The 22651-nt window shown below is 39.1% G+C and carries 21 protein-coding genes; 10 read left to right on the plus strand and 11 right to left on the minus strand.

The window, feature by feature from the left end:
* The first annotated feature begins 7 nt into the window (after positions 1-7).
* A complete protein-coding gene (gene purN / locus FTU13_RS01285) occupies positions 8-637 on the plus strand; it encodes a phosphoribosylglycinamide formyltransferase (RefSeq protein ID WP_180126437.1) in 630 nt (209 codons plus the stop codon).
* Between the two features lie 296 nt (positions 638-933).
* Positions 934-1371 (plus strand): META domain-containing protein, encoded by a 438-nt coding sequence (locus FTU13_RS01290; protein WP_180126435.1) that lies wholly within the window; start codon positions 934-936, stop codon positions 1369-1371.
* An 83-nt stretch (positions 1372-1454) separates the two neighbouring features.
* Here FTU13_RS01290 and FTU13_RS01295 read toward each other — a convergent pair whose 3' ends face one another.
* Both FTU13_RS01295 and sppA read right to left on the minus strand, forming a co-directional pair.
* Positions 1455-2264 carry an alpha/beta fold hydrolase gene (locus tag FTU13_RS01295; RefSeq protein ID WP_180059246.1) on the minus strand — a complete coding sequence of 270 codons (810 nt, stop codon included), beginning with the start codon at positions 2262-2264 and terminating at the stop codon, positions 1455-1457.
* Positions 2261-3286, minus strand: coding sequence for a signal peptide peptidase SppA (gene sppA, locus FTU13_RS01300; protein ID WP_180126433.1), 1026 nt, complete (start codon positions 3284-3286; stop codon positions 2261-2263). Before sppA ends, FTU13_RS01295 begins: the two co-directional genes overlap by 4 nt.
* A gap of 127 nt (positions 3287-3413) precedes the next feature.
* Between sppA and FTU13_RS01305 the strand changes: the two genes are divergently transcribed.
* Positions 3414-4382, plus strand: a complete 969-nt coding sequence (locus FTU13_RS01305) for a lysophospholipid acyltransferase family protein (protein WP_180126431.1) — start codon at positions 3414-3416, stop codon at positions 4380-4382.
* Between the two features lie 32 nt (positions 4383-4414).
* On the opposite strand, the gene FTU13_RS01310 is transcribed toward FTU13_RS01305, so the two are convergent.
* The 3 genes from FTU13_RS01310 to FTU13_RS01320 all read right to left on the minus strand — a co-directional run bounded on the left by FTU13_RS01310 (position 4415) and on the right by FTU13_RS01320 (position 8892).
* Positions 4415-6874 carry a DNA internalization-related competence protein ComEC/Rec2 gene (locus FTU13_RS01310; protein ID WP_180126429.1) on the minus strand — a complete coding sequence of 820 codons (2460 nt, stop codon included), beginning with the start codon at positions 6872-6874 and terminating at the stop codon, positions 4415-4417.
* 106 nt (positions 6875-6980) lie between these two features.
* Entirely contained in the window at positions 6981-7664 is a 684-nt protein-coding gene (gene lolD / locus FTU13_RS01315; protein ID WP_180093690.1) for a lipoprotein-releasing ABC transporter ATP-binding protein LolD, read from the minus strand.
* Positions 7657-8892 (minus strand): lipoprotein-releasing ABC transporter permease subunit, encoded by a 1236-nt coding sequence (locus FTU13_RS01320; RefSeq protein WP_078190389.1) that lies wholly within the window; start codon positions 8890-8892, stop codon positions 7657-7659. Before FTU13_RS01320 ends, lolD begins: the two co-directional genes overlap by 8 nt.
* A 28-nt stretch (positions 8893-8920) precedes the next feature.
* Here FTU13_RS01320 and FTU13_RS01325 point away from each other — a divergent pair, with 28 nt between their 5' ends.
* A complete protein-coding gene (locus tag FTU13_RS01325; RefSeq protein ID WP_078192054.1) occupies positions 8921-9490 on the plus strand; it encodes a PilZ domain-containing protein in 570 nt (189 codons plus the stop codon).
* 7 nt (positions 9491-9497) lie between these two features.
* On the opposite strand, the gene FTU13_RS01330 is transcribed toward FTU13_RS01325, so the two are convergent.
* The gene (locus tag FTU13_RS01330; RefSeq protein WP_180126425.1) at positions 9498-10403 is read right to left on the minus strand and encodes a DMT family transporter; all 906 of its coding nucleotides are present in this window, start codon (positions 10401-10403) and stop codon (positions 9498-9500) included.
* 5 nt (positions 10404-10408) lie between these two features.
* Positions 10409-10897 carry a YaiI/YqxD family protein gene (locus tag FTU13_RS01335; RefSeq protein WP_372491130.1) on the minus strand — a complete coding sequence of 163 codons (489 nt, stop codon included), beginning with the start codon at positions 10895-10897 and terminating at the stop codon, positions 10409-10411.
* Between the two features lie 266 nt (positions 10898-11163).
* On the opposite strand from FTU13_RS01335, the gene FTU13_RS01340 reads away from it, so the two are divergent.
* Positions 11164-12096, plus strand: a complete 933-nt coding sequence (locus tag FTU13_RS01340) for a hypothetical protein (RefSeq protein WP_180126423.1) — start codon at positions 11164-11166, stop codon at positions 12094-12096.
* Positions 12097-12700: 604 nt separating this feature from the next.
* Here the strand turns inward: FTU13_RS01340 and serC are convergent.
* On the minus strand, positions 12701-13780 hold the full coding sequence (serC, locus tag FTU13_RS01345; protein WP_180126421.1) for a 3-phosphoserine/phosphohydroxythreonine transaminase: 1080 nt from the start codon (positions 13778-13780) through the stop codon (positions 12701-12703).
* Positions 13781-14128: 348 nt separating this feature from the next.
* Here serC and FTU13_RS01350 point away from each other — a divergent pair, with 348 nt between their 5' ends.
* From FTU13_RS01350 to FTU13_RS01365, 4 genes are read left to right on the plus strand one after another with little or no spacing between them, the layout of a single operon-like run.
* A complete protein-coding gene (locus FTU13_RS01350; protein WP_180126419.1) occupies positions 14129-15616 on the plus strand; it encodes a TolC family protein in 1488 nt (495 codons plus the stop codon).
* Between the two features lie 21 nt (positions 15617-15637).
* Positions 15638-16801, plus strand: coding sequence for an HlyD family secretion protein (locus FTU13_RS01355; protein WP_111883932.1), 1164 nt, complete (start codon positions 15638-15640; stop codon positions 16799-16801).
* A complete protein-coding gene (locus FTU13_RS01360) occupies positions 16801-17931 on the plus strand; it encodes an ABC transporter permease (protein WP_180126417.1) in 1131 nt (376 codons plus the stop codon). The genes FTU13_RS01355 and FTU13_RS01360 overlap by 1 nt, the downstream gene beginning before the upstream one ends.
* Positions 17928-19046: an ABC transporter permease gene (locus FTU13_RS01365; RefSeq protein ID WP_180126415.1), complete on the plus strand. Its 1119-nt coding sequence runs from the start codon at positions 17928-17930 to the stop codon at positions 19044-19046. Before FTU13_RS01360 ends, FTU13_RS01365 begins: the two co-directional genes overlap by 4 nt.
* Positions 19047-19164: 118 nt before the next feature.
* Here the strand turns inward: FTU13_RS01365 and FTU13_RS01370 are convergent, their stop codons facing one another.
* The gene (locus FTU13_RS01370; protein WP_180126413.1) at positions 19165-19713 is read right to left on the minus strand and encodes a hypothetical protein; all 549 of its coding nucleotides are present in this window, start codon (positions 19711-19713) and stop codon (positions 19165-19167) included.
* A gap of 459 nt (positions 19714-20172) precedes the next feature.
* Between FTU13_RS01370 and gltP the strand changes: the two genes are divergently transcribed.
* Positions 20173-21468, plus strand: a complete 1296-nt coding sequence (gltP, locus tag FTU13_RS01375) for a glutamate/aspartate:proton symporter GltP (protein ID WP_180126411.1) — start codon at positions 20173-20175, stop codon at positions 21466-21468.
* A gap of 67 nt (positions 21469-21535) precedes the next feature.
* On the opposite strand, the gene FTU13_RS01380 is transcribed toward gltP, so the two are convergent.
* Positions 21536-21979, minus strand: a complete 444-nt coding sequence (locus FTU13_RS01380; RefSeq protein ID WP_111883927.1) for a DUF3887 domain-containing protein — start codon at positions 21977-21979, stop codon at positions 21536-21538.
* A gap of 197 nt (positions 21980-22176) precedes the next feature.
* Positions 22177-22647, minus strand: coding sequence for a hypothetical protein (locus tag FTU13_RS01385; RefSeq protein ID WP_162689711.1), 471 nt, complete (start codon positions 22645-22647; stop codon positions 22177-22179).
* Positions 22648-22651: the final 4 nt, after the last annotated feature.

The raw sequence follows: 22651 nt of genomic DNA on the forward strand, positions 1-22651 counted from the left end.
AACGTTCATGATTAAAATTGCTGTACTTGTTTCAGGCAGTGGATCTAACCTGCAAGCCCTGATCGATGCCAATCTATCAGGTCAAATCGTTGGGGTGATTTCCAATAGACCTGACGCTTTTGCACTGCAACGTGCAAGAAAAGCAAATATTGCAAATGCAGTCATTGAACATAAGCAATATCCAAGTCGTGAAGCTTTTGATGATGTGATGCATCAACAACTGCTCGACTGGGATGTTGATTTGGTCATTTTGGCAGGCTTTATGCGCATTTTAAGCGCAAAATTTGTCAAAGCATGGGAAGGAAAAATGATTAACATCCACCCTTCTCTGCTGCCAAATTATAAAGGAATGCATACTCATCAACGTGTTTTAAACACCGGTGATGTCTTCCATGGCTGTACAGTTCACTATGTAACTGCAGAGCTGGATGCTGGTCAAGCGCTTGCTCAAGGCGTACTTAAAGTCAATGTGCATGATCATGCTGAAAGTCTGGCAGATCGGGTTCACGTGCTTGAGCATGTGATTTACCCTCAAGTGGCAGAATGGATTTGTAATGGCACCATTCAACACACTGAAAACGGTGTTTTATATCGTGGCGAGCCTTTGCAACAACCTGTTCAATTCTGTAAGTTCTAAGCAACTGTATAACTTAACAATCAACGCATCTTAGGGTGCGTTTTGTTTTTTCAGTGCCAAATAAAACTCTATTTATTACTAAAATCTAAAATCTAAAATCTAAAATCTAAAATCTAAAATCTAAAATCTAAAATCTAAAATCCATTTTTGCAGAATGTTCAACTTTATGATCAATATGTAGTTTTTAGTTAAATTAAAGCTTTTAGCATCATTAAAATAATAAGCTTATATTGCAATTAGTAAACCTTATAAATCTAGAAATATTACATCCTTCAAAAAAAAGTGGAGAAAATCACATGTTAAAATCCATCACACTGGCGACTTGTGCATGTATAACACTGGGTATGATTGGTTGTGCTACGACATCAAATCCGGCTACTGATCGTAATTTAGATAAATTACAAAACAAAAATTGGGTTGTGAGTGAAATTCAAGGCGTTAAGCTTGAAGCTGACCCTAACAATTCGAACGTACCCACCATCACTTTCGACGATACTCGTGTAAGTGGTTCTGATGGTTGTAATCGATTCATGGGTGGTTACGCTGTGCAAAACACAAAAATCCAATTTTCAAACCTTGCTACAACGCAAAGAGCTTGTTTGACTGCGACAAATATTCCTCAACATTTTTCGCAGGCATTGAGCCAAGTTACTCATTATGATGCCTCTAAAGATCATTTGAAATTTTTAGATGCCAACAACAAAGTTGTTTTACAATTTGAAAATGCGAAATAAATCTCAAAAGTAGAAAGTAGAATGTTTCATTCATAAAAAAAGCACTCTATAGAGTGCTTTTTTTGTGTTGTCGTTTTTAAGGTTCAATGATGACGCTTAGACGATTTAAGTAAATCTTTGATCAATTCCACAGTTTCTACAGGATGTTCTAAGGGGAACATATGACTCCCCGCAGCAACTTTAAATGGAATCGCAAATTTTTTCTCTACCATTTGTGGAAAGTGCCGAGCTAAAAATGGTCCCTGCTCTGCAATTAACTGCTGTACAGGTACTTGCGGTTGAGCATGAGGTAACCACCACAGTGAAGGATTGGTTCGAAAAATATGAACTTCATCATCACGTGAAATCGTCAATTCCACCCCACCACGCAGTTTATCGTCCATCAAGGCATGATCAATATAAGCTTGATAACAGTCTGGATCGAAATCTTTGTAAAAACCTTTCGGCCTTAAAAGCTCTGCTGCTTGTTCACGGCTGTCCCAATGATCACGACGACGCTTCGACAATCCTGCTGGGGACATTTTATCGAGGACTTTAAGTTTGAGGAGTTTTGCGATGTGCAAAGCAAAAGACTCTTTCCCCATGATCATAGGCGGATCAATCATTAACACTTGTTCAAACAATTCTGGGCGTTGTAAAGCAGCCTGAAATGTTAAAACCGAACCTAATGAGTGACCTAATCCAATCACCTTACGACCATTGGCCTGACGTACAATACTGTCAATGACTTGCTGTGTTAAGCTTTTCCAATGGTTATCGATTGGGTAACGCTTATCTGGCCCAAGTAACGGCACATAGATCACATCATATTCATCACTCAGTAAATCAAACAATTTTTGATAAACCCGTGATGGCACGCCATTGGCGTGCGCAAAGTGAATTAATGGCTTCATTGTAACTTCGTGGTATTTTCAGATTGGACTTGCTGAGAAATTGACGTTGCAAAACCTTGACCAAATGAACTTCCCATACGACCTAGTACAGAATCAAACGGACTATTTTCAATGGTGTAGTTCACGGCTTTTTCAGTTTTCAATTCACGTTTCAGGCTATTTAAACTACCTGTACGGTCAGCAATACCTAGCTTCACAGCCTGATCACCCGTCCAAAATAAACCTGAGAAAATAGCTGGATCATTTGATTTTAATTTCTTACCGCGACCTTCCTTCACTGCATTAATGAAATGCGCATGAACATTATCAAGTACACCTTGAACATGTGCTTTTTGTGCTACATCTACAGGTTGAGTCATGGATAAAATGGCTTTGTTCTCACCCGAAGTCATGGTGCGATCTTCTACACCGAATTTTTGCATCAAACCACTAACACCATAATTCGGCATGATCACGCCAATCGAACCCACTAAACTTGAAGGATTGACAATAATTTCATCTGCCGCAGACGCAATATAGTACGCACCTGAAGCGCCTGTATCACCAATAATGGCATACAGTTTTTTATCGGTATGGGCTTTTTTCAAGTACTGAATTTCTTGCCAAATTTCATCAGACTGAACAGGTGAACCACCTGGTGAATTAATATTTAAAACAATCGCTTTGCTTTGTTTGTTTTCATATGCTTTTTTCAAAGCTTTGATGGTATTTGCGCTGTTTACACTTTGCTTGTCCGCTGCAATGGTCCCAATGATATCAACCACGGCAATATGTGAACCCGCTGTCGCTGCTTGATCAGATGACGACATGCTGCAACTTTTTGCCATCGCAATGATAATAAATAACAAATAAGCAAAGGTTAAAAATTTAAAAAATATACCCCATCTACGTGCTCTACGTTGTTCTTCAACGGAAGAAAGCACGGCTTTTTCTAATATTTTCCATTCATTTCCAGTTGGCTGCTGAATATTGTTTGAAGAACTTTGCTGTTTTTCTTCAGGTTTTGGTGGCCATTCGGACATAAAAAAACCCATTTGATCGTTAATTTGTAGTCATTATATACACGCTAATCGCTATAACTGTCTAATCAATTCATTTTCCCCTATAATTATTTTAAATTTTCTTTCATTTCTTTCAGACTTAAATAAGATGACCGACCAAAATTCACAGGACACCACATATCACCTGTTAAAATTTATCAGCCGTCAACCTATTCAAATTTCAAGATTAATTGCAAAAGGTTTGGCTGGGTTAGTCAATGTTTTAAAAATCTCTAAAACCTACTCTACAATTCAACGCAATCTTAAAATTGCATTGCCTGAATTATCAGAGTCAGCTCGCATTCAACTCACTAAACAGGCGATTCGAAACGAACTTTGTTCTTATTTTGAATTTTTTAACATTTGGGGTGCAAGTACAGAAAAAAATATTCAACGAATTCATCACGTACATGGCGCTGAATATTTACATGAAGCGCTCGCCCTACAAAAAGGCGTTGTACTCGTAGTACCACATTTTGGTACTTGGGAAATCATGAATGCATGGGTTGCGCAGTACACTCAAATGACCATCATGTACAAGCCGGTAAAAAGCGAATCTGCCAACAATTTTGTCCGTGCTGCTCGAAGCCGTGAGCAAGCAATATTGGTTCCTACGGATGAATCAGGTGTACGTCAGATTTTCAAAGCCTTAAAACAAGGTGGGACGACTGTGATCTTGCCAGACCATACCCCCAATGCCGGCGGCGAAATGATTCCATACTTTGGTATTCCACTAAAAACCAGCAACTTAAGTGCAAAACTAATTCAAAAAACCAAAGCACGTGCGCTCTTACTATATGCCATTCGTAACGATAATCATGGTTTTGATATGCATATCGAACCTATCGATGAGAACATTTATCAAGGCAATGCAGATGATGGCTCAATAGTTATCTTTAAAGCAGTGGAAGATTTAATTCATCGTTATCCAGAGCATTATCACTGGAGCTATAAACGCTTTAAAGCCAATCCAAAATTGAGAAATCTATACAATATTAGTGATGAAGAAGCCGCTCAACGCATTCGTGATATTCGTGAGGAATATCAACAGCAGCAAACAATGACAGTGGCTGAATAACATCTTCACGCCTTGCCCTTGAGCGAGTTTCTTTATTCGGCTTCTTTAGATAGCCTGCGATATAGATCGAGCCATTTATACTTTGTCCGCTCTTCAATTAGTTCAATTTGCTGTTTATTTTGCTTGAAATGGATACTTCCACTTTGTGCAGTTTGCAAAAGTGGAATGTCTAATTGTTTGAGACGTGTTTGGGTCATCTTTGCAGGATGTCCATAACGATTAAATCGCCCCGCAGAAGCAATCGCCAACTTGGGCTTAAAATGGTTTAAAAACGCATAGGATGAACTGTGCCGACTACCATGGTGTCCGAGCACCAAGACATCGACTTTTAGGTCTGGATAATCACTTAATATTTGATATTCAGTCTCCCAACCCGCATCCCCCATCAATAGAAAATGTCGTGGGCCATTGACGTCTTTGACCGTGACATATAGAACACAAGAACGTTCATTGGCATTCCATTTGGCATCTGTCAGATCTTCAGGCTTTGGCGAGAGTATTTCAAAATAGACTTGCTGATCCCAATTCCACTGCTGACCACGCTGACATAAGCGCTGTGGAGCTTGGTTTATGGTTTGTACCCGCTCATTACTTGAAAGCTGCCCAATATCAAGCTGTTGCTCCAATGAGAAAAAGCCACCACTATGGTCTTGATCTAAATGAGTCAATAACACCCGATCTAGTCGATGGACACCATTCACACTCAAAAATGGCCGGATGATATTTTGCCCGACACTAAATTGACTTTCATCATAGTTTCCACCGAAGTCTACCATCATATGATGATCTACAGAACGGATATAGATCGCCTGCCCTTGCCCCACATCTAAAATTGAAAGTTGAAAATTTGCTGAATTTTTCCATGGAATAAACAGAGCAAAAAAGGCAATGACCGACCAATATTTTGGCAAGATACCTTCAGGTAAAAATAAGATTACTATAACGAGTATCAACAGTATGATTTGAGTTGACGTCAATGCGACATCGTGCATTTTTGGTGCAAAGAGTCGATCTAAGCCATAGAGAAACACATGCAATATTTCCAAACACAGATCATTGAATAAAAAAACCAAATGCGCCAAAGGTGTAGAAATATAAGAAAGTGCCCCTCCGATGATATCTAAAGGAACCACCACAGCCCCTAACCACGGGATGGCGAATAAATTACTTAATGGGCTAATCCAAGTCACTTGCTTGAAAAAAATCACCATCAATGGAAATAAGGCGACAAAGATTTTCCATTGTGATTCCACCATCAACCACATTGAATGCTTTAACTTTTGCCAAAAACTGGCGTCCGTTTGAGCCAGTAAATGCTTCCTTAAGGTTTGATAAATCCGCAGTAAAATAAAGCAGGCGCCATAAGACAACCAAAATGCCGCGGATAAAATACTAAAGGGATCCACGAGCAATAAAATAGCTGCACTAAAAACCAGCAGTTGAAAAGGCTGAATGGTTTGCCGTAACAAAAGCATGCTACTGGCAACTAGGCAGATCGTCAGCGTTCTCAGTGCAGGTATTTCAAAGCCAGTAAATGCGCAATATAGAAGGACACAGAAGATAAAGGGCACGACCAATACATATTGTTTAGGCCATTTGAGATAAATTTTGGGACAATATTTACGGATACCCAACTGCATCGCCCAACAGAACATACTGGCAAAAACCAGTACATGCGGTCCAGAAATCGCCAGTAAATGACTCATGCCAAAACGTTGAAATAATTCACTGGTTCCATCAGTCAGTAAACTTTTATCACCTGTAAGCAATGCTAGCAGTAAGCCATGATTCCGCAGCGGCTGTTGGTATATAAATGCTCTTAAATATAAACGCTGCTGTTCGACTTTTATTTTGAACTGATGCAACACACCTTGATGTCGTTGATACTGCTGTCCATAGCCCATCGCAGTCATATGTTGAGGTGGTATCAATTCAACCGACTTCACCTTTAAACTGGCATGTATATTTTGCTTTATGCTCCACCTTTCTTGGTCAAATGCACCTTCGGTAACATAGCTTTGGGTAGGTCGTAACTCACCATACATACGATAGTATTGTCCAGGGACCAACTGAATCGTCTGTTCATTATTTTGTAAAATTGAATTGGGTAAATACGCCATAAAATATTGAATCTGCTGATTCATATTTAGCACTTCAATTTTTTGCTGAATTGCTTGGTCTTTGAGTTGGCTGATCTGTGGAATATACGCAATAAATTCGCCTTGTCTGCTCTGATGTTCAACCAATGCCAAACGCTGATCGAGTTGAGTATTGGCAAAACTAAAGCCGAGAATTGCGCCCATGCATAAATTTGTACTGAGCTGTAAGATCTTCGAAAAGATACTTTTTAGTTTTGGTGAAATACCAAGCTGTAAACCTAGCCAAATCAGGACAATAAAAAGCAACTGAGCTGTCGAGAGTTGTGGATTCCAAAACATGAAACCCATAAAAGAAATACCTAAAATCCAGCCAATACAAAAACTTTGTAACATGAGTCGTCATTATTTTTATTATGTGCTGGCAATAATAAAGCCCACCGAGGTGAGCTTCAATCAAACAATCTTAATCCACTAATTTTTTACAAAATCAATTTAGCGCTTAGTCATCTACCCATAAACCATCTTGCATATGCAAAATCGCATCAGCAGATTGAGCTAAATATTCATCATGGGTCACAATTAGCATTGCCATGTTAAATTCTTTACGTAACTCAGACAGCAACTCAAAAATCTTTACTGCGGTTTTGCGGTCTAAGTTCCCTGTTGGCTCATCAGCCATCATCAACTTAGGTTTTGCTACCAATGCACGAGCCAAAGCCACACGTTGACGTTCACCGCCTGAAAGCTCACCAGGTTTGTGCGTCATGCGGTGGGAAAGTCCAACGCGTTCCAAAAGATATTCAGCTTGCTGCTTCACTTCTTTGAAGTTACTCGACTTACGTAACATCAATGGCATTGCCACATTTTCAAAGGCGGTAAATTCAGGCAACAAGTGATGGAATTGATACACAAAACCTAAATGCTCATTACGGATATAGCCACGCTCTGCTTCACCTAAAGTGTCAAAGCGTTGACCATTAATCATAACTTGACCCGATGTTGGACGATCTAAGCCACCCAATACATGCAACAACGTACTTTTACCAGAACCACTTGAACCCACAATCGAAACAAACTCACCTGCTTTGACTTGTAATGAAAGTCCACGAATCACATCGACTGTAGACTTCCCATCGGTAAAAGATTTGGTAATGTTTTGGGCATCTAAAACTAAATTACTCATAGCGTAGAGCCTCTGCAGGTTGAACTTTAGCTGCACGTAATGCCGGATAAATAGTCGCGATAAAGCTAAGACCCAATGATAAAGATACAATCACCACAACATCTTGCCATCTTAAATAAGACGGTAAATAGTTAATGAAGTAAGCATCAAACATATTTAAGCCGAGTGTAGTATTCAACCAGCCAACTAAATTACTAATACTAGAAGCAGCGATAATCCCTAAAATCGCCCCTGACACCGTACCAATCACCCCAATCACTGTACCTTGCACCATGAAGATCCGTGTGATTGTAGCCGGTGAAGCGCCTAGTGTACGCAAAATGGCAATATCGGATTTTTTATCAGTGACCACCATCACCAATGAAGACACGATATTAAATGCTGCAACCAATACAATCAGGAACAGCAATAAACTTACCATTGCCTTTTCCATTTGAATTGCACTGAACAGGTTGCCGTGTGTATAAGTCCAATCTGAAGCATAGAAGTTTGCTGGTAGATCACGCACAATTTCTTGAGAGACTTGTGGTGCTGCAAAAATATCATCCAACTTCATACGGATGCCTTGTGCACCATCTGGCAGTCTTAATAAAGTTGACGCATCGTTCAGGGCCACATAGCCCATCATCGAATCAACCTCTGCACCAATACTGAAAATACCCACAATTTTAAATCGTTTAAAACGCGGAACGACCCCAGCCGGCGAAGGAGTTGCTTCAGGAAGCACTAAGGTCACACTGTCATTTAAACCTAAGCCCAAGGCATCTGTCATTTGCTTGCCAAGCACAATACCAAACTCACCTTTTTTCAGGTTATCGATACTGCCTTCCACCATATGGTCTTGGATAATTGATACTTTTTTTTCATACTGCGGTTCAATCCCACTGACCATAATGCCAGACACTTGACCTTGTGCCGTCAACATTCCCTGTAATTGGGTGAATGGTGCGACCCCTTGAACATGCTCATGTTGCTCAATTTTTTTTGCAAGTTCAGGCCAATTTGTTAAAATTTGTGTTGAAGAAACAGTGGCTTGAGGTATCATTCCTAAGACACGAGTTTTCAGCTCACGATCGAAACCATTCATCACAGATAAAACTGTAATAAGGACTGCCACACCAAGCGTGAGGCCGATCATGGATACCAGAGCAATAAAAGAAATAAAGTGGTTACTGCGCCGAGCGCGAGTGTATCTCAACCCTATATACAGCGAGATTGGTTTAAACATAACCATCTAGTCCGAGGTAATATATATTATGGAAAACTTACAGCATCAAAGCGTTCAAACTGAACGCCGTGTAATGTCGCGTATCGATGCTGCTTTGCGCATCAACTATCAGATTATCTCTGATGATGTTGCACTGAATGATCCTTACGATCCTAATTTTGTATTGCCGCGCTATTTTCTACTACTTGCTGAATTAGATCAATTTGATCATGCACTCAACTACGAATTAGAACAATTAGCTGAGAAAGATCAACAAATTGCTCGAATCTTATCCTTATTTAACCAAAAGTTAAACCTTATTACGGGTTCTTTATACGACGCAATTGTACAAAGCATGTTACCAGTGCCTGAGCATGTGAATTTTTCAGAGACTGGTTTGAGCTTTTTTAGCGAACGCGCGATTAAAGAAGGTACTTATATCCATGTGACCTTAAGCCACCCTGAAAATTTCTTCCATATTGCGGCAACTGCGCAAGTGGTTTATAGCCGTGAAGAAGAAAGCAACTTATACCGTACGGGTGCCTATTTTATCACACTGCTCCCTCAAGACCGCGTCAAACTTGCAGAGTGTATTGCACTGACCCAAAACAAAGAGTGATTTTTAATCAATGTTTTAATTTGTGGGCGAGCTCTCTGTTCGCCCGAAAATCTTTATAAAAATAAACAAACAAGCCTGATAATAGAATCACAGCACCAAGTAAAACCATCAATGATAATTTTTCATCATTCAGTAAAGCACCAAAGAGCATAGCAAGCATGGGTGTGAGTACCGTTGTTAAAGACAAAGTTGTCGCCTTGATGTTTTGTACCAGTTTGAAATAACAAAACATGGCAATCAATGAAGCCATAATCACTGCATAAAATAAGCCGATGAGCGCTTTAGTTGAAGGCATCTGTGTAGGTGCATACTGCCAAATAAAAGGTAGCATTGCAGCAGAAAATAGGGCTGAGATAAGAATCGAACCTGTGGCTTGAGACATGGGCTGCAATGGCGCATTGACTTTTTTCACCCAAAAAATCGACATACAGTAGACGAATACGCTCATTAACATTAAGACGATGCCAACAGGCTGTACGTGCTGATCACTGCCGCCTAAGCAAATAATGGCTAAACCACAGACGGCAATCAACATCCCAATCCATTGCAAGCGATGCAGATAGGTATGAAAGAAGAAACGACCAATCAGCCCCGTCATAACTGGCGCTAAACCAAACATCAGGGCAATAATACCTGAGCTGAGATAGGCCGTTGCCATATAGGTAAAAATCTGAGAACCAATAAAACTAAATGCCCCCGCCAAATAACTGTGCAGGGAGGTTTTATCCATCGGAAGTTTATGTTTAAAAATAAACAATAATGCGACAGCCAAGGGTAATGCGATAAAAAAGCGTAATGTCAGTGCCCAAAACGCATTGATATCACTGACACTCCAAACGATGGCAAGTGGCGTGGTCGACCAAATGAACACCAACAACGCATAGGTCGTCGCTAGATTTGTTTTAGATGGCATGGTTTTTACTTCTGCGCCGTTTTACGTTTTTGCTTTTGAATAGTTTGATCTAAGCTACTAGAAAATTCGCGCTTATCACGTTCTGAAATCGGGGCTGGACCACCGGTTTGCACACCTGCGCCCCGTAAAGTATCCATAAAGTCGCGTAAGTGTAGACGTGCTTTGACATTTGCTGTGGTATAAATCTCACCCCGAGGATGTATCGCTATACCGCCCCGCTCAATCACTTCAGCAGCAAGTGGAATATCCTGTGTCATCACGATGTCGTGCTCTTTCATGCGCTGAATAATTTCTTTATCCGCTGCATCTGCCCCACTCATGACTTGAATCGAGTTAATTCGCACCGAAGGCGTTATCCCAACATTTTGATTGGCGACAAAAGTGACTTCTAACTGGTAACGATCAGAAGCACGAATAATTACATCACGTAAAATGCGTGGTAACGCATCTGCATCCACCCATAATTTAAATGGTAGCACTGATTTTCCATTCACTTTTAAACATAACTCATAGTAACAAATCTACATGACAATTTGGGGATCTGCATCCGCTGAATGGATCTACATTTCTCTAATCATGAGAATCGAAAAGCTGCAAAATGAGCCAAAGTTGAGCCTATTTTCCAATGCTTTAACGTTTAAATCCTACTGAAAACATTTTTTATGCATGATTTCATGATAAATATGACGTCGGTGACTTGAAAATTTCAAATAACCCTCGATTTATTAATTATGAAACCAACCCAATATCAATTGTGCATATGAAAAAACAAAATAGCCCTGAAATTATCACTATTGAAGATCAAACTTTTGGTAGTCATGTTGAACATTGGAATTTGCTTACAGGCAACCCGACAACGGATGTACCAGTTTGGCTGGGTCAGGCATTGGATGCACCCATTATGCCGATGGGCTTATGTGTACAAGAATCTGATATGGATCAAAGTACATGGCTGATTCAAGGTCCATCTCAAGCGTCTATTCAACTTTGCCAAGTGATTGCTGTAGAAAATAATAAACCTAAAGCCGTTAAAACTGCATTTCCAAGTTTTGATAGCCCATATAAAACCAAAGCCACCATTGAACGTATTATTACCTGTAAATCCAATACGCAAGCTGTGCTTTGCCTCGACTTAGGCGCAAATACCAGTGTGTATGCTTTTGATAGTTTATATAGCGTCAATCACAACCAATATGAAAAAGATGTAACCTACAGTGTGCAACTCAATGCTTGGGCCTATGAACTCGAAGCTGTCGCAGAACATGAACAGCTTGTTGTTGATGATCCTGCATCGATTAAACATCATCGTGCTTTAAACGATATATTGGCAGCAAATAATGGTGTTGCCCCTGCAGACTTACACGAACAGATTAAAGCGTGGCAACCGAAGTCTGAAGATGACAAAGCACCAGTCACAGTCGATTTTTCTAAAATGGTTGCATACCTATATGGTGAAAATCTTGGACAAGAAGATGAAGCATGGTTCCAAGGGCATATAGTTGGCAAAACCGCCATGCAATTTAAAGAGCAAGACTATACGCTGTATGATGTGACTTTAATCCACGAAGAAAACCAAGAAGCGGTGATTGTTCGTGTTGCAACACGAAATCCGGCGCATAAAAATTTCAATGTTGGGCAATATATTCGTGGCAACCTGTGGATACAAGCCAATATTTACGCAAAATCAGCCTAATTTAAATTGAAAAAACCAATTTCACATAAAAAAAGCCGCCTCAGTGCGGTTTTTTTATTTCTCGCTAATCATGTGTATTCGCTGAATATTTAAATGATTGAATATTTCTTATCCATAAACCAGTCAATATATTCTATTTTTAAATTCAAATTAAAATAACTTATCCACATATTAAATTCAAAATAATGCTGCTAAATAAATCCATCTGCAAAGGATAAAATATAAAAATCTAATATAAATAAATAAGATAGGAAATTTATGAAACTTAATTTATCAATTCAGTTACTTATTTTTAAATAAACTAAATAGTTTAGTAAGTTTACGGCAGATAGTACTTTATTTAATCAAATAATTATGTTAAAAATGCGTTTAAGAAATAGTAATTAACGATAAATAGATCGGAAAGAATATCTATGAAAGTCGTGCAAGAAGAAAACTTATCGCAAGTTGACCATCACATGGAATCTCGATATCAAATCGAGCCAATGTCCTGCTTATTTTTTATGTTAGGTATGCTGATTTGTGCATACGTTTTACATACGTTTATTTTTTAATCTATTCAATAAAAAAACCGGCATTTGCCGGTTTTTTTATGTCTTTAGGATTATGCGTTGCGTTTTGCAAAGTCATCCATAAAGTTAACCAGTGCTTGAACGCCTTCTAGCGGAACAGCATTATAAATACTTGCACGCATACCACCCACTGAACGGTGACCGGCTAAATTCAGCAAGTGGTTTTCTTCAGCTTCTTTTAAGAATTGTTTTTCCAATTCTGGATTTGCCAAAGTAAATGGTACGTTCATGATTGAACGGAATTCTTTTGCAATTGGATTTGCATAAAAATCGCTTGAATCGATATAACCATAAAGCAATTCAGCTTTTGCCATATTCGCTTTATAAATTGCGTCTACACCGCCCTGCTCAAGTAACCATTCAAAAACCAGGCCAGATAAGTACCATGCGTAAGTTGATGGTGTATTCACCATTGAACCATTTTTCGCTTGAGCTGAATATTTCAAGATACTTGGAATCTCTGCTTTCGCTTGATCCAATAAATCATCACGAATAATCACTAAAGTTAAACCAGCCGGACCAATATTTTTCTGAGCGCCTGCATAGATTAAACCGAACTTAGAGACGTCTAATGGTGCAGATAAAATGCTTGATGAAAAATCGGCAACCAATGGCTTGTCTGTTTCAGGAATGTTGGCAAACTGAAGACCTCCAATGGTTTCATTATCTGCATAATGCACATAAGCCGCATCATCAGATAAGTTCCAAGTGCTTTGATCAGTAATCGCAAGTTTACCGTCAATGGTGGTACCCGCTTCAACGACATTAATGTCGCCATAACGCTGTGCTTCTTTCAACGCTTTTTCAGACCAAATACCAGTGTGGATATAGTCTGCTTTGCTGTTTTTACCCAATAGGTTTAATGGGATCGCAGAGAATTGCAGTGATGCGCCACCTTGAAGGAATAACACTTTATAGTTGTCTGGAATATTCATCAGCTTACGAAGATCAGCTTCTGCTTTCTCTGCCACAGCAACATAGTCTTTACTACGGTGGCTCATTTCCATGATCGAAAGGCCTTTGCCTTGCCAGTCAAGCATTTCAGCTTGAGCTTTTTCTAAAACGGCAGTAGGTAATGCAGCAGGACCAGCACAGAAGTTGTACGCGCGCATGAGTTTTCCTTTCAAAGTGAAACACAATAAAATGATGGCATTTAACCATATCTGACGCGTGCTTGCAGTAGTTAAAGCTGAAAATATTCCAATGCTGTCTGACATTTGAAGTCAAAATTTCAATAAAGATCAAAATTAATTCTTCTTAATTCAAATTATTAGATTTACTGATATTTTTTATCCCTTGAATTGATACTAATTTAAGGTCTTGATGTGCGAAAAATGATATGCGCTGCAAAGATAAAATTTATTTACATATGTATATGAAACAATACAACAACTTAGTGAATTTACCCAACTTCATCACAATGACTATAATGAACCCATCCTAGCTGTGAGTGTGTTTTTATGCCTTTACCTCGAACAGATTATTCTATAAAAATTAAACATACATTTCGTTCAGGTTTACTGCTTGGCCTTGGTTGTTTCAGTGGCTTTTTTAGCCCCACCGTACTTGCGCAAAGTATCAGTTATAGCCAAGCAGAACAAAGTCTACTCACTAGTTCGTATAGTACTCAGGCCAACCAAGCGCTACAACAATCTGCCGAACTTCAAGCTCAGGCCATTAAAGGCCTTGGTTTACCTCGTGTGGATTTAAACGTCCGTGCCTATGCCTTTCATAATGAACTCGATATTCCTCTCGGCGCCTTAAAAAACAACTTAGAACAAACGCTGAGTAATGGCATTAATAATAAAATTGATGAAAGCTTACCGAGTGATTTGGCAGACCCATTAAAAGACAGTCTGCAACAGCCAATCCGTGATGGTGTCGGATTAATTCCAGATTCTTCCCAAGTGGTCTTAGATGATCAAGTGATCCGCCCTACCGTTTCCGTAATGATGCCGCTGTATACCGGTGGGTTAACGTCTAGCGCCAAGGAAATTGCCAATATCCAAGCCAAACGCAGCGCGATTAGCAGTGAACAACAACAAGATGTGCAACGTTTTGAATTAATCCAAGCCTATTTTAATGCTCAATTACAAAAAAAATTAGTCGAAAGCAGCCGCTTCAATTTAAATGCAATGCAACAACACTATGCCAATGCGCTCAAAATGGAACAACAGGGTTTCATTAGCAAAGGCCAGCGTATGCAATTTGAAGTGGCGAAGAATAATGCGCTCAGAACTTTTCAAAATACTGAAGCAAATTTTCGCTCTAGCTTATTTAAATTAAACAACTTAATGCAAAGCAGCCAAATTACTGATCTTACAACGCCATTATTTATTAATCAGCAACACAATCAAAATATAACCGCCTTACTAAAAAGTTATCAGGATCAGTCTAGTTTGGTGCGTAAAATGCAATTGGACAGTCAATTGGCCGGTGCCAATGTGAAAGCCCAAAGCGCAGCAAAAAAACCCAACGTCTTTGCATTTGGTGAATATAGTCTCGACGATAAACAAAACTGGATCGTTGGTGTTGCCGCTCGCTACAACTTATTTTCAGGTATTGATAAAAACAAATCCGTACAAGCTGCTGAACTTCAACGCTATGCATCTGAGTTAATGACTGAGCGTACGAAACAAGAAATTGAAAGCCTGATTTATAGCTCATTTAATGAAGTCACCAGCGCTCAACAAAGTCACCTGTTGTTACAGCAAAATCTAAAAGCCGCACAAGAAAATTTAAGAATCCAACAGCTTTCATTTAAGGAAGATATGGGAACGGCCACACAAGTCATTGATGCACAAAATGCACTGAGTGGGCTACAAAGTGAAATGGCGCTCAATGCTTATAAATACGTGATGTCACTCGCAACACTGCTACAAAGTCACGGGAGCATTGACCAGTTCCAAAGCTATATCAATCAATCACACACCGACTATATTCGCTAAGTTTAGCCGAGGGGAAACAATATGAATCAGGAACCAACTGATCACCAAGAAGATGCCTCTGCGAATGCTGAAACATCCCAATCCAATGTCTCGAGTTCAAACGTTTCGTCTACAGCAAATACTGCTGAGGATACTCCAAAGAAAGTGAATACCAATACTGATGCAGAGACGAAAAAAAGCTCAGTGCAAAGTCGCAATAAATCTGCTTTGATCAAGCTCGTGATTGGCATTGTCTTAGTTCTGCTTTTGGCATTGATTGCATTTGGCTTATGGAAAAGTTATCAGCCCAAGCAGGTTGAATTACAAGGTCGAGTTGAGGCTGAAACCATCCACATTAGTACCAAAGTACCCAGTCGTATCGAAGAAATATATGTGCATGACGGTGAAAAAGTACAAGCAGGTCAAGCACTGGTTCGTTTAACCAGCCCCGAAGTCGATGCAAAGAAACAACAGGCTTTAGCTGCACTCCAATCTGCGCAAGCACTGCAATCCACAGCTGAACGTGGCTCTCAACAAGAAAATATTGATAGTTTATATGCCAATTGGCAAAGTCTAAAAGCACAGCAACAATTGGCGCAAACCACCTACCAACGTGGTCAAAACCTTTATAAAGAAGGTGTCATTTCACGACAACGCCGTGATGAAATGCAAGCTGCCGCAGTGTCTGCTGCACAAATGACAGAAGCGTCTTATCAACAATATGCGCGTGCAAAACGTGGCAGTACACCACAACAACAAAGCTCGGCAGATGCCCAAGTCAAGATTGCGCAAGCCGCGTTGGCTGAAGCCAATGCACTTGAGGCTGAAACCAAGTTATTTGCACCGTCCAATGGCACTATTTCAAAAACCTATGGCAAAGTTTCAGAATTAGTTGCAATGGGTGTGCCCGTTGTAAGCCTGATTCAAGATGATAGCTTATGGATTAGCTTAAATGTACGTGAAGACCAGTATGCTCAAGTGTATCAACTCAAGACCATGCAAGGATTTATACCGGCGCTAAACAAATCTGCCGAGTTTAAAATTGATCACATAGAAGCCGAAGGTGAATTTGCAACGATTAAAACCACGCGGCAAACGGGCGGCTATGACATTCGTAGTTTTAAAGTCCAACTGAAACCCGCTCAGCCGATTGCTGACTTAAAAGTGGGTATGAGCGTGTTGTTTAAAATTGAAGAGCGTAAATAATGTTTAGGGGCATTCTGCGTGAGTTTCGCTATTTAATGCAGCACAAATGGGACTTGTGTATGGTCACACTTGCCCCCGCCCTTGTGATTTTGCTCTTTACTAATATGTTTGCTCAAGGCAAACCAGATCATTTACCTATCGCGATCATAGACCAAGATCAAAGCAGTTTAAGCCGTAACATTACTCATTTTGCGCAGCTCAACCATACTTTAAAAGTAGCCACCATTACACCCAGTATGGATGATGCTGAAAAGCTTTTAAATCAGACTCAAATTTGGGGCTATATTCATATTCCTGCTGGCGCAGAGCAACGACTGGTTCAAGCAAAAGATGCAGAAATCAGCATTGCCTATAACCAAAGCTATTTTAGTGTTGGCAATAGTATTTCATCAGCCATGTTACTGAGTACACTGCAAGCCATGGCCGATTTTAGTGGTCATCAGTATTTAGAAAATACCATCCCCTACCTCGATGCACCGACGCCCAATGTCAAAATTTCACCCTTATATAATCCAGGTTTAAATTATGAGTTCTATTTAGAGCCCTACATGATTCCTGCGATTCTACATTTACTACTGTGTTGCTGTGTCGCATTTTCGGTTGGTCAAGAAATCAAATATGGCACTGTATATCAATGGGTGAAACCGACTTCTGTCTTTCAAGCTTTAATCGCTAAAAATCTCAGTTATGTTTTCATTTTTACCGCTTGGACATGGGCGTGGATGTTTTGGCTAATCGTGTTTCGAGGTTGGTTTGTTCAGGGTTCATTATTGCTAATTTTGCTCGGGCAATTGTTTTTTTATACAGCCTATGCCTTTATCAGCTCTACCGTAGTTTTAGCAACGCGTGATCTCACCAAGTCTTTTGGTTTTATTGCGGTATATGGTGGCTCATCACTGAGTTTTGCAGGGGTAACATTGCCGCTGAATAATGCGCCAATGTTTACAAAGTTTTGGGCCAATATTATTCCCTATACGCCTTATGCCAAATTACAGACAGAACAATGGGTCATTGGTAGCCCAATCTCCATTTCAATCACACCGCTTGTCACCCTGATCATTTACTGTCTGTTCTATTTTGTTCTTGCCAGCTTCTTTCTACGTAAAGTACTAAAGGAGCAAGTCATATGAATGTAATCGTGTCATTTCTATCAAATTTGTTCAGACACTATATTCAAACCTTTAAAGATATTGTGAAGCACAGTTCGATTTTTACCACCTTAGTGCTTTCTGTTTTTCTTTACAGTTTTTTTTATCCCATTGCTTATCAAGCGGAACACGCAGAATCGCTCCCCATCATTGTGGTAGATGAGGAACAAAGCATACTCACCAATACGATTATTGGTGCTGTAGCCAATAGTCCCAATGTAGAAATTCGAGCTGTGACTGGTAATTTTGCTGAGGCTGAAAATATGCTCAGTAGTCAGCAAGCTGATGGGATTTTACTGTTGCCGAGTAATCTTTCAAATAGCATTCGCCGTGGTGAAACCGGTGGAATTGGTTTATATCTCAGTGCTGCAAACTTTCTAAAGACACAAAAAATTGGCTTAGGTTTAGCCAGTTCGATGGAAAATGCCCTCGTCGAATATGCAGAAAAATTCCAGAATATATCCGATTTTAGCCCAGCTTTATCTATCCATAAGATTCCATTATTTAATCCACTTTCAGGCTACGGCAGCTATATTTTCCCAGCGGTTGCACCCTTAATTATTCATCAGACGATTTTATTGGGTCTGTGCATGCTGATTGCGACCTATCGACAAAACACCACTTGGCGTCCGAGCTATACACAATTGGCTGGCATCTTCTTGTGTATTTTGACCATAGGAACGTTGGGATGCTTCTATTTATTTGGTTTTACCTTTTGGCTGAACGACTATCCACGGGGTGGAAATTTTGGTGGCATGTTCATTGCTGTACCCATCTTCCTCAGTTGTATTATTGCGATGACGCTCTATCTAGCCACCTTTCTTGACCTGCCAGAACGTGCAGGACATGTCATCGTTTTTAGTTCTATTCCGCTATTTCTACTTTCGGGAACGGCATGGCCACATGCAGCTATGCCTGAATGGATGCAAATACTCGCTCAAGCATTACCTTCGACCCAAGGCATTCAAATGTTCCTTCAACTCAATCAGATGGGTGTGCCTACAGTAATCGTCATCCCAAAACTGCTTTATCTCACAAGTATTGGACTGATTTTTTTATGTCTTGCTGTCTGGCGTTTAAAGCTTTCCAAACGATAATGCTGTTTGCGCTGTTAAACATGTCTAGATCAAGCGAAATGCGTTCAAACCTATTCATCATGGACTCGAACGCTTTGCTTCTTAGCATGTCTCAAATTTTAATGCTTTCTGTCACCTATTAACTGTATGCTGTTGGCGTCACAGTCGATGCTTCATCCACTTGAATATCAAAATCATCTACATCTGAGGTGATCTCAGTAACCAAATCATCTGATTCTTTTTCTGCAGCGTTTTCAAGCCAGAATCCTTTCACTTTATCGTCTCCATCATGACCAGCAAAGACCACACTCATATACAGTTCTTTTTGCGGATAATCATATTTATACACAATTGTTGTGGTCTTACCTTCTCCCAGCCGAGTATTTGCCATTCGCTGAATCACTTCCGCCTCAGCGCTAGGTTGACCTGCAGGAATCAGCTTTTTCATACGTGAAAACAGCTCTGGATCTGCCAGCATCGCATCACGAACATTTTCTTCAACCAATGCCAAAAAGCTGTCTTGATGGGGTTGGTGTAGTGCTGCGAATAATTTTTCTGACTTCGCACGCTGTGAACTTGTCTCACTTGGTAGGCTTGATTCGAATTTTGCAATCAAGAAATCGCCGATTTTTTCACAAGCCGTTATAGGTAAGATTAAAGTGATGATGACGACTAATTTTTTCAACACCGTACAAGCCCTCTGGTTATTATTAAAATATATAAAGTTAAAATTTATTTCGGATAATCTGTGTGATTTATAGAATTTTCACTGATTTATCTGCCTCACAAGTATAAAGCAAACTTCTATATAAAAATGAAAAATACAGGCTCACATTTAGTTTTTCGATCTTTCTAGGCAAATCAGAAATTTTGTGAAGTGTTTATTAATAACTCAATTTTATTCGTTTTATAAATTAAACTTAACAATCGAATCGCTTATACAACTTAAAATGATAATTTATCGATCAAACAGTTTGGTTTTGATCAAAATCGTTGGCTGTATTCTCATATAAACTGCAAAATATTGTCGTATTTATCTCCCAAATTATTCATAACTTTTTGTCATGGCGGACTCAGTCTGTCTGCAACATTTGTTCGTGGATGACTGTGGGCTTTTTTCTCCCAAATCTGACATAAGAGCTGATGTATGAAAAAGATTAAGGTGAGCCTTGCCTGGCAAATCCTGATTGCTCTCATTCTAGGTATACTTGTTGGTGCTTTCCTACACTATTCTCCTGAATATCGTGATGCTTTAGTTAATAACTTTTTGACGCCTTTGGGTTCAATTTTTATTAACCTTATTAAGATGATCGTTATTCCGCTTGTTGTGTCGATGCTTATTTTAGGTATTGCCAATACAAGTCACGGTAGTAACTTAGGTAAACTTGGTTTCAAAACAATTATTTATTTTGAAATCATTACTACCGTTGCTATTTTAGTCGGTTTAGTTGCAGCCAACGTATTCCAACCTGGTGCCGGCATTGATATGTCTGCATTGACGCAAGTCGATATTTCAAAGTATCAAGAAACAACACATGAAGTCAGTGAACATTCTCATGGTTTGATTCAAACAATACTTTCACTTATTCCATCTAACTTTTTTGCAGCTTTGACGAGTGGTCAAATGCTCCCAATCATCTTTTTCTCTGTGATGTTTGGTGTAGGTTTAGGTGCGCTTGATCAAGAAGTAAAACAACCTTTAATTAAAGTGTTGACCGCTGTTTCTGAAACGATGTTTAAAGTTACGCACATGATCATGATGTTTGCACCTATTGGTGTATTCGGCTTGATTGCTGCAACTGTTGCGAATTTCGGCTTCAGCTCACTTGTGCCACTGCTTAAACTCGCAGTTTTAGTTTATGGTGCAATCTTCTTCTTTATTTTCATTGTATTAGGTGCAGTTGCTAAATTTTGTGGCTTCAGTGTTTGGGCCATTATCAAGATCTTAAAAGATGAATTGATTCTCGCATATTCAACTGCAAGTTCTGAAACCGTCCTCCCCCGTATTATGGAAAAAATGGAAGCTTACGGTGCTCCGAAACCGATTACCAGTTTCGTGATTCCAATTGGCTATTCATTTAACCTCGATGGTTCGACCCTATATCAAAGTATTGCGGCTATCTTTATTGCTCAGCTTTACGGGATCGATCTGACAATCACTCAACAAGTGATTCTAGTACTGACCTTGATGATTACCTCTAAAGGGATTGCAGGTGTACCTGGCGTTTCTTTCGTGGTCTTGCTGGCGACTCTTGGTAGTGTCGGTATTCCTCTTGAAGGTCTGGCATTTATTGCTGGTATTGACCGTATTTTAGATATGGCACGTACTGTACTGAATGTAATTGGTAACGCGCTTGCTGTACTGGTGATCAGTAAATGGGAAGGCCAATTTGATACTGAAAAACAAAAAAATTATGCCTCTAATTTAAAAGATGTAGCTTAATTTTATGACATAAAAAAGGACGCTTAGGCGTCCTTTTTTACAGCTTTGTTTTATTTTTTACCTAATTTTATTTATTTTTTTCGCCAAAAACTGAAATATTAAAATCTCGAATTTTGTTACTTCCTGCGGGTTTATCAAAACTTACATCGTACTGTACAAGGTTTTTATTGGTATAACCGTACTCATAAGTAACTGTATATAAAGACGGCTTTTCAGTCGATTTTTCAATGTGCTTAGCCACTATATTTTTACGTGAGTAATCTTGTTTCGGAATACCTCGTGCAAATTTACGCAGCTCTTTTTCATTCTGTTCAAACTTCGCTTTGAGTTCTGGTTCAAAGTAAGTGTACAGCTTATCAAAATTGCCTTCACGTAATTGATCATAGGCAGCTTGGGCTACTTCAGTCTGTTCAACACTTGGGTCTGGTATTGCATTTAATGCTTTTTGGCCAATTTGGTCACAACCTGACAACGCTATGACACAACCTAGTAACAAAAAATTTGCCTTCATAACCACACTTATTCCTAATTTAAGCTTTTGAGTATATATAAAACTTCAAAGTTGATATTAAAATTAAGATATCTCTTTAACTTTTCTCTTTCCAACTTGTTGACAGTACATTAAATTAAACTCTGTTCACTTACGCAAGGTAAATGAGCTTCACTTTTAATGTATTTAAATAAAGTACCACTGAAAATTCTAAGGGTTTATTTAAGTACCAACTTTAGATGACTACCGATAATTTTAGCCAAAGGATCATCTTGTTTAAATAATACGGTGTAAAATACAGTTTGCTGCTCGTATTCATACTTAAGGTTTGCTTCAATTAGTTCACCATGCACACTATTTTTAATACTTTTATATTCCAACATTTTATAATCTAAAACTTTTTCAAAATATGGAATATATGAAGATATTTCTGGTAATAATGTTGGATCTTCTAACAAAGCTTGATAAAACTTCTCATCTGTTATTTTCTGGATTTGATCTAAATCTTTATCACGTATAGCAACATACAATTGCTCAATGTGTTTAAGTTGCAAAGGTGTCAGCTTATAAGGAATAGATGATTCTTTTTTTATACCTTCATTAAACTCTACAGACGTCGGCTCACTACATCCCATTAATGCAAAACAAATGACTATTCCTTTGGTTCTAATTAATTTTTTGAAATACATTTAA

Origin of the sequence: Acinetobacter sp. YH12064, assembly GCF_013419735.1 — a bacterium.
Lineage (GTDB): Bacteria > Pseudomonadota > Gammaproteobacteria > Pseudomonadales > Moraxellaceae > Acinetobacter > Acinetobacter amyesii.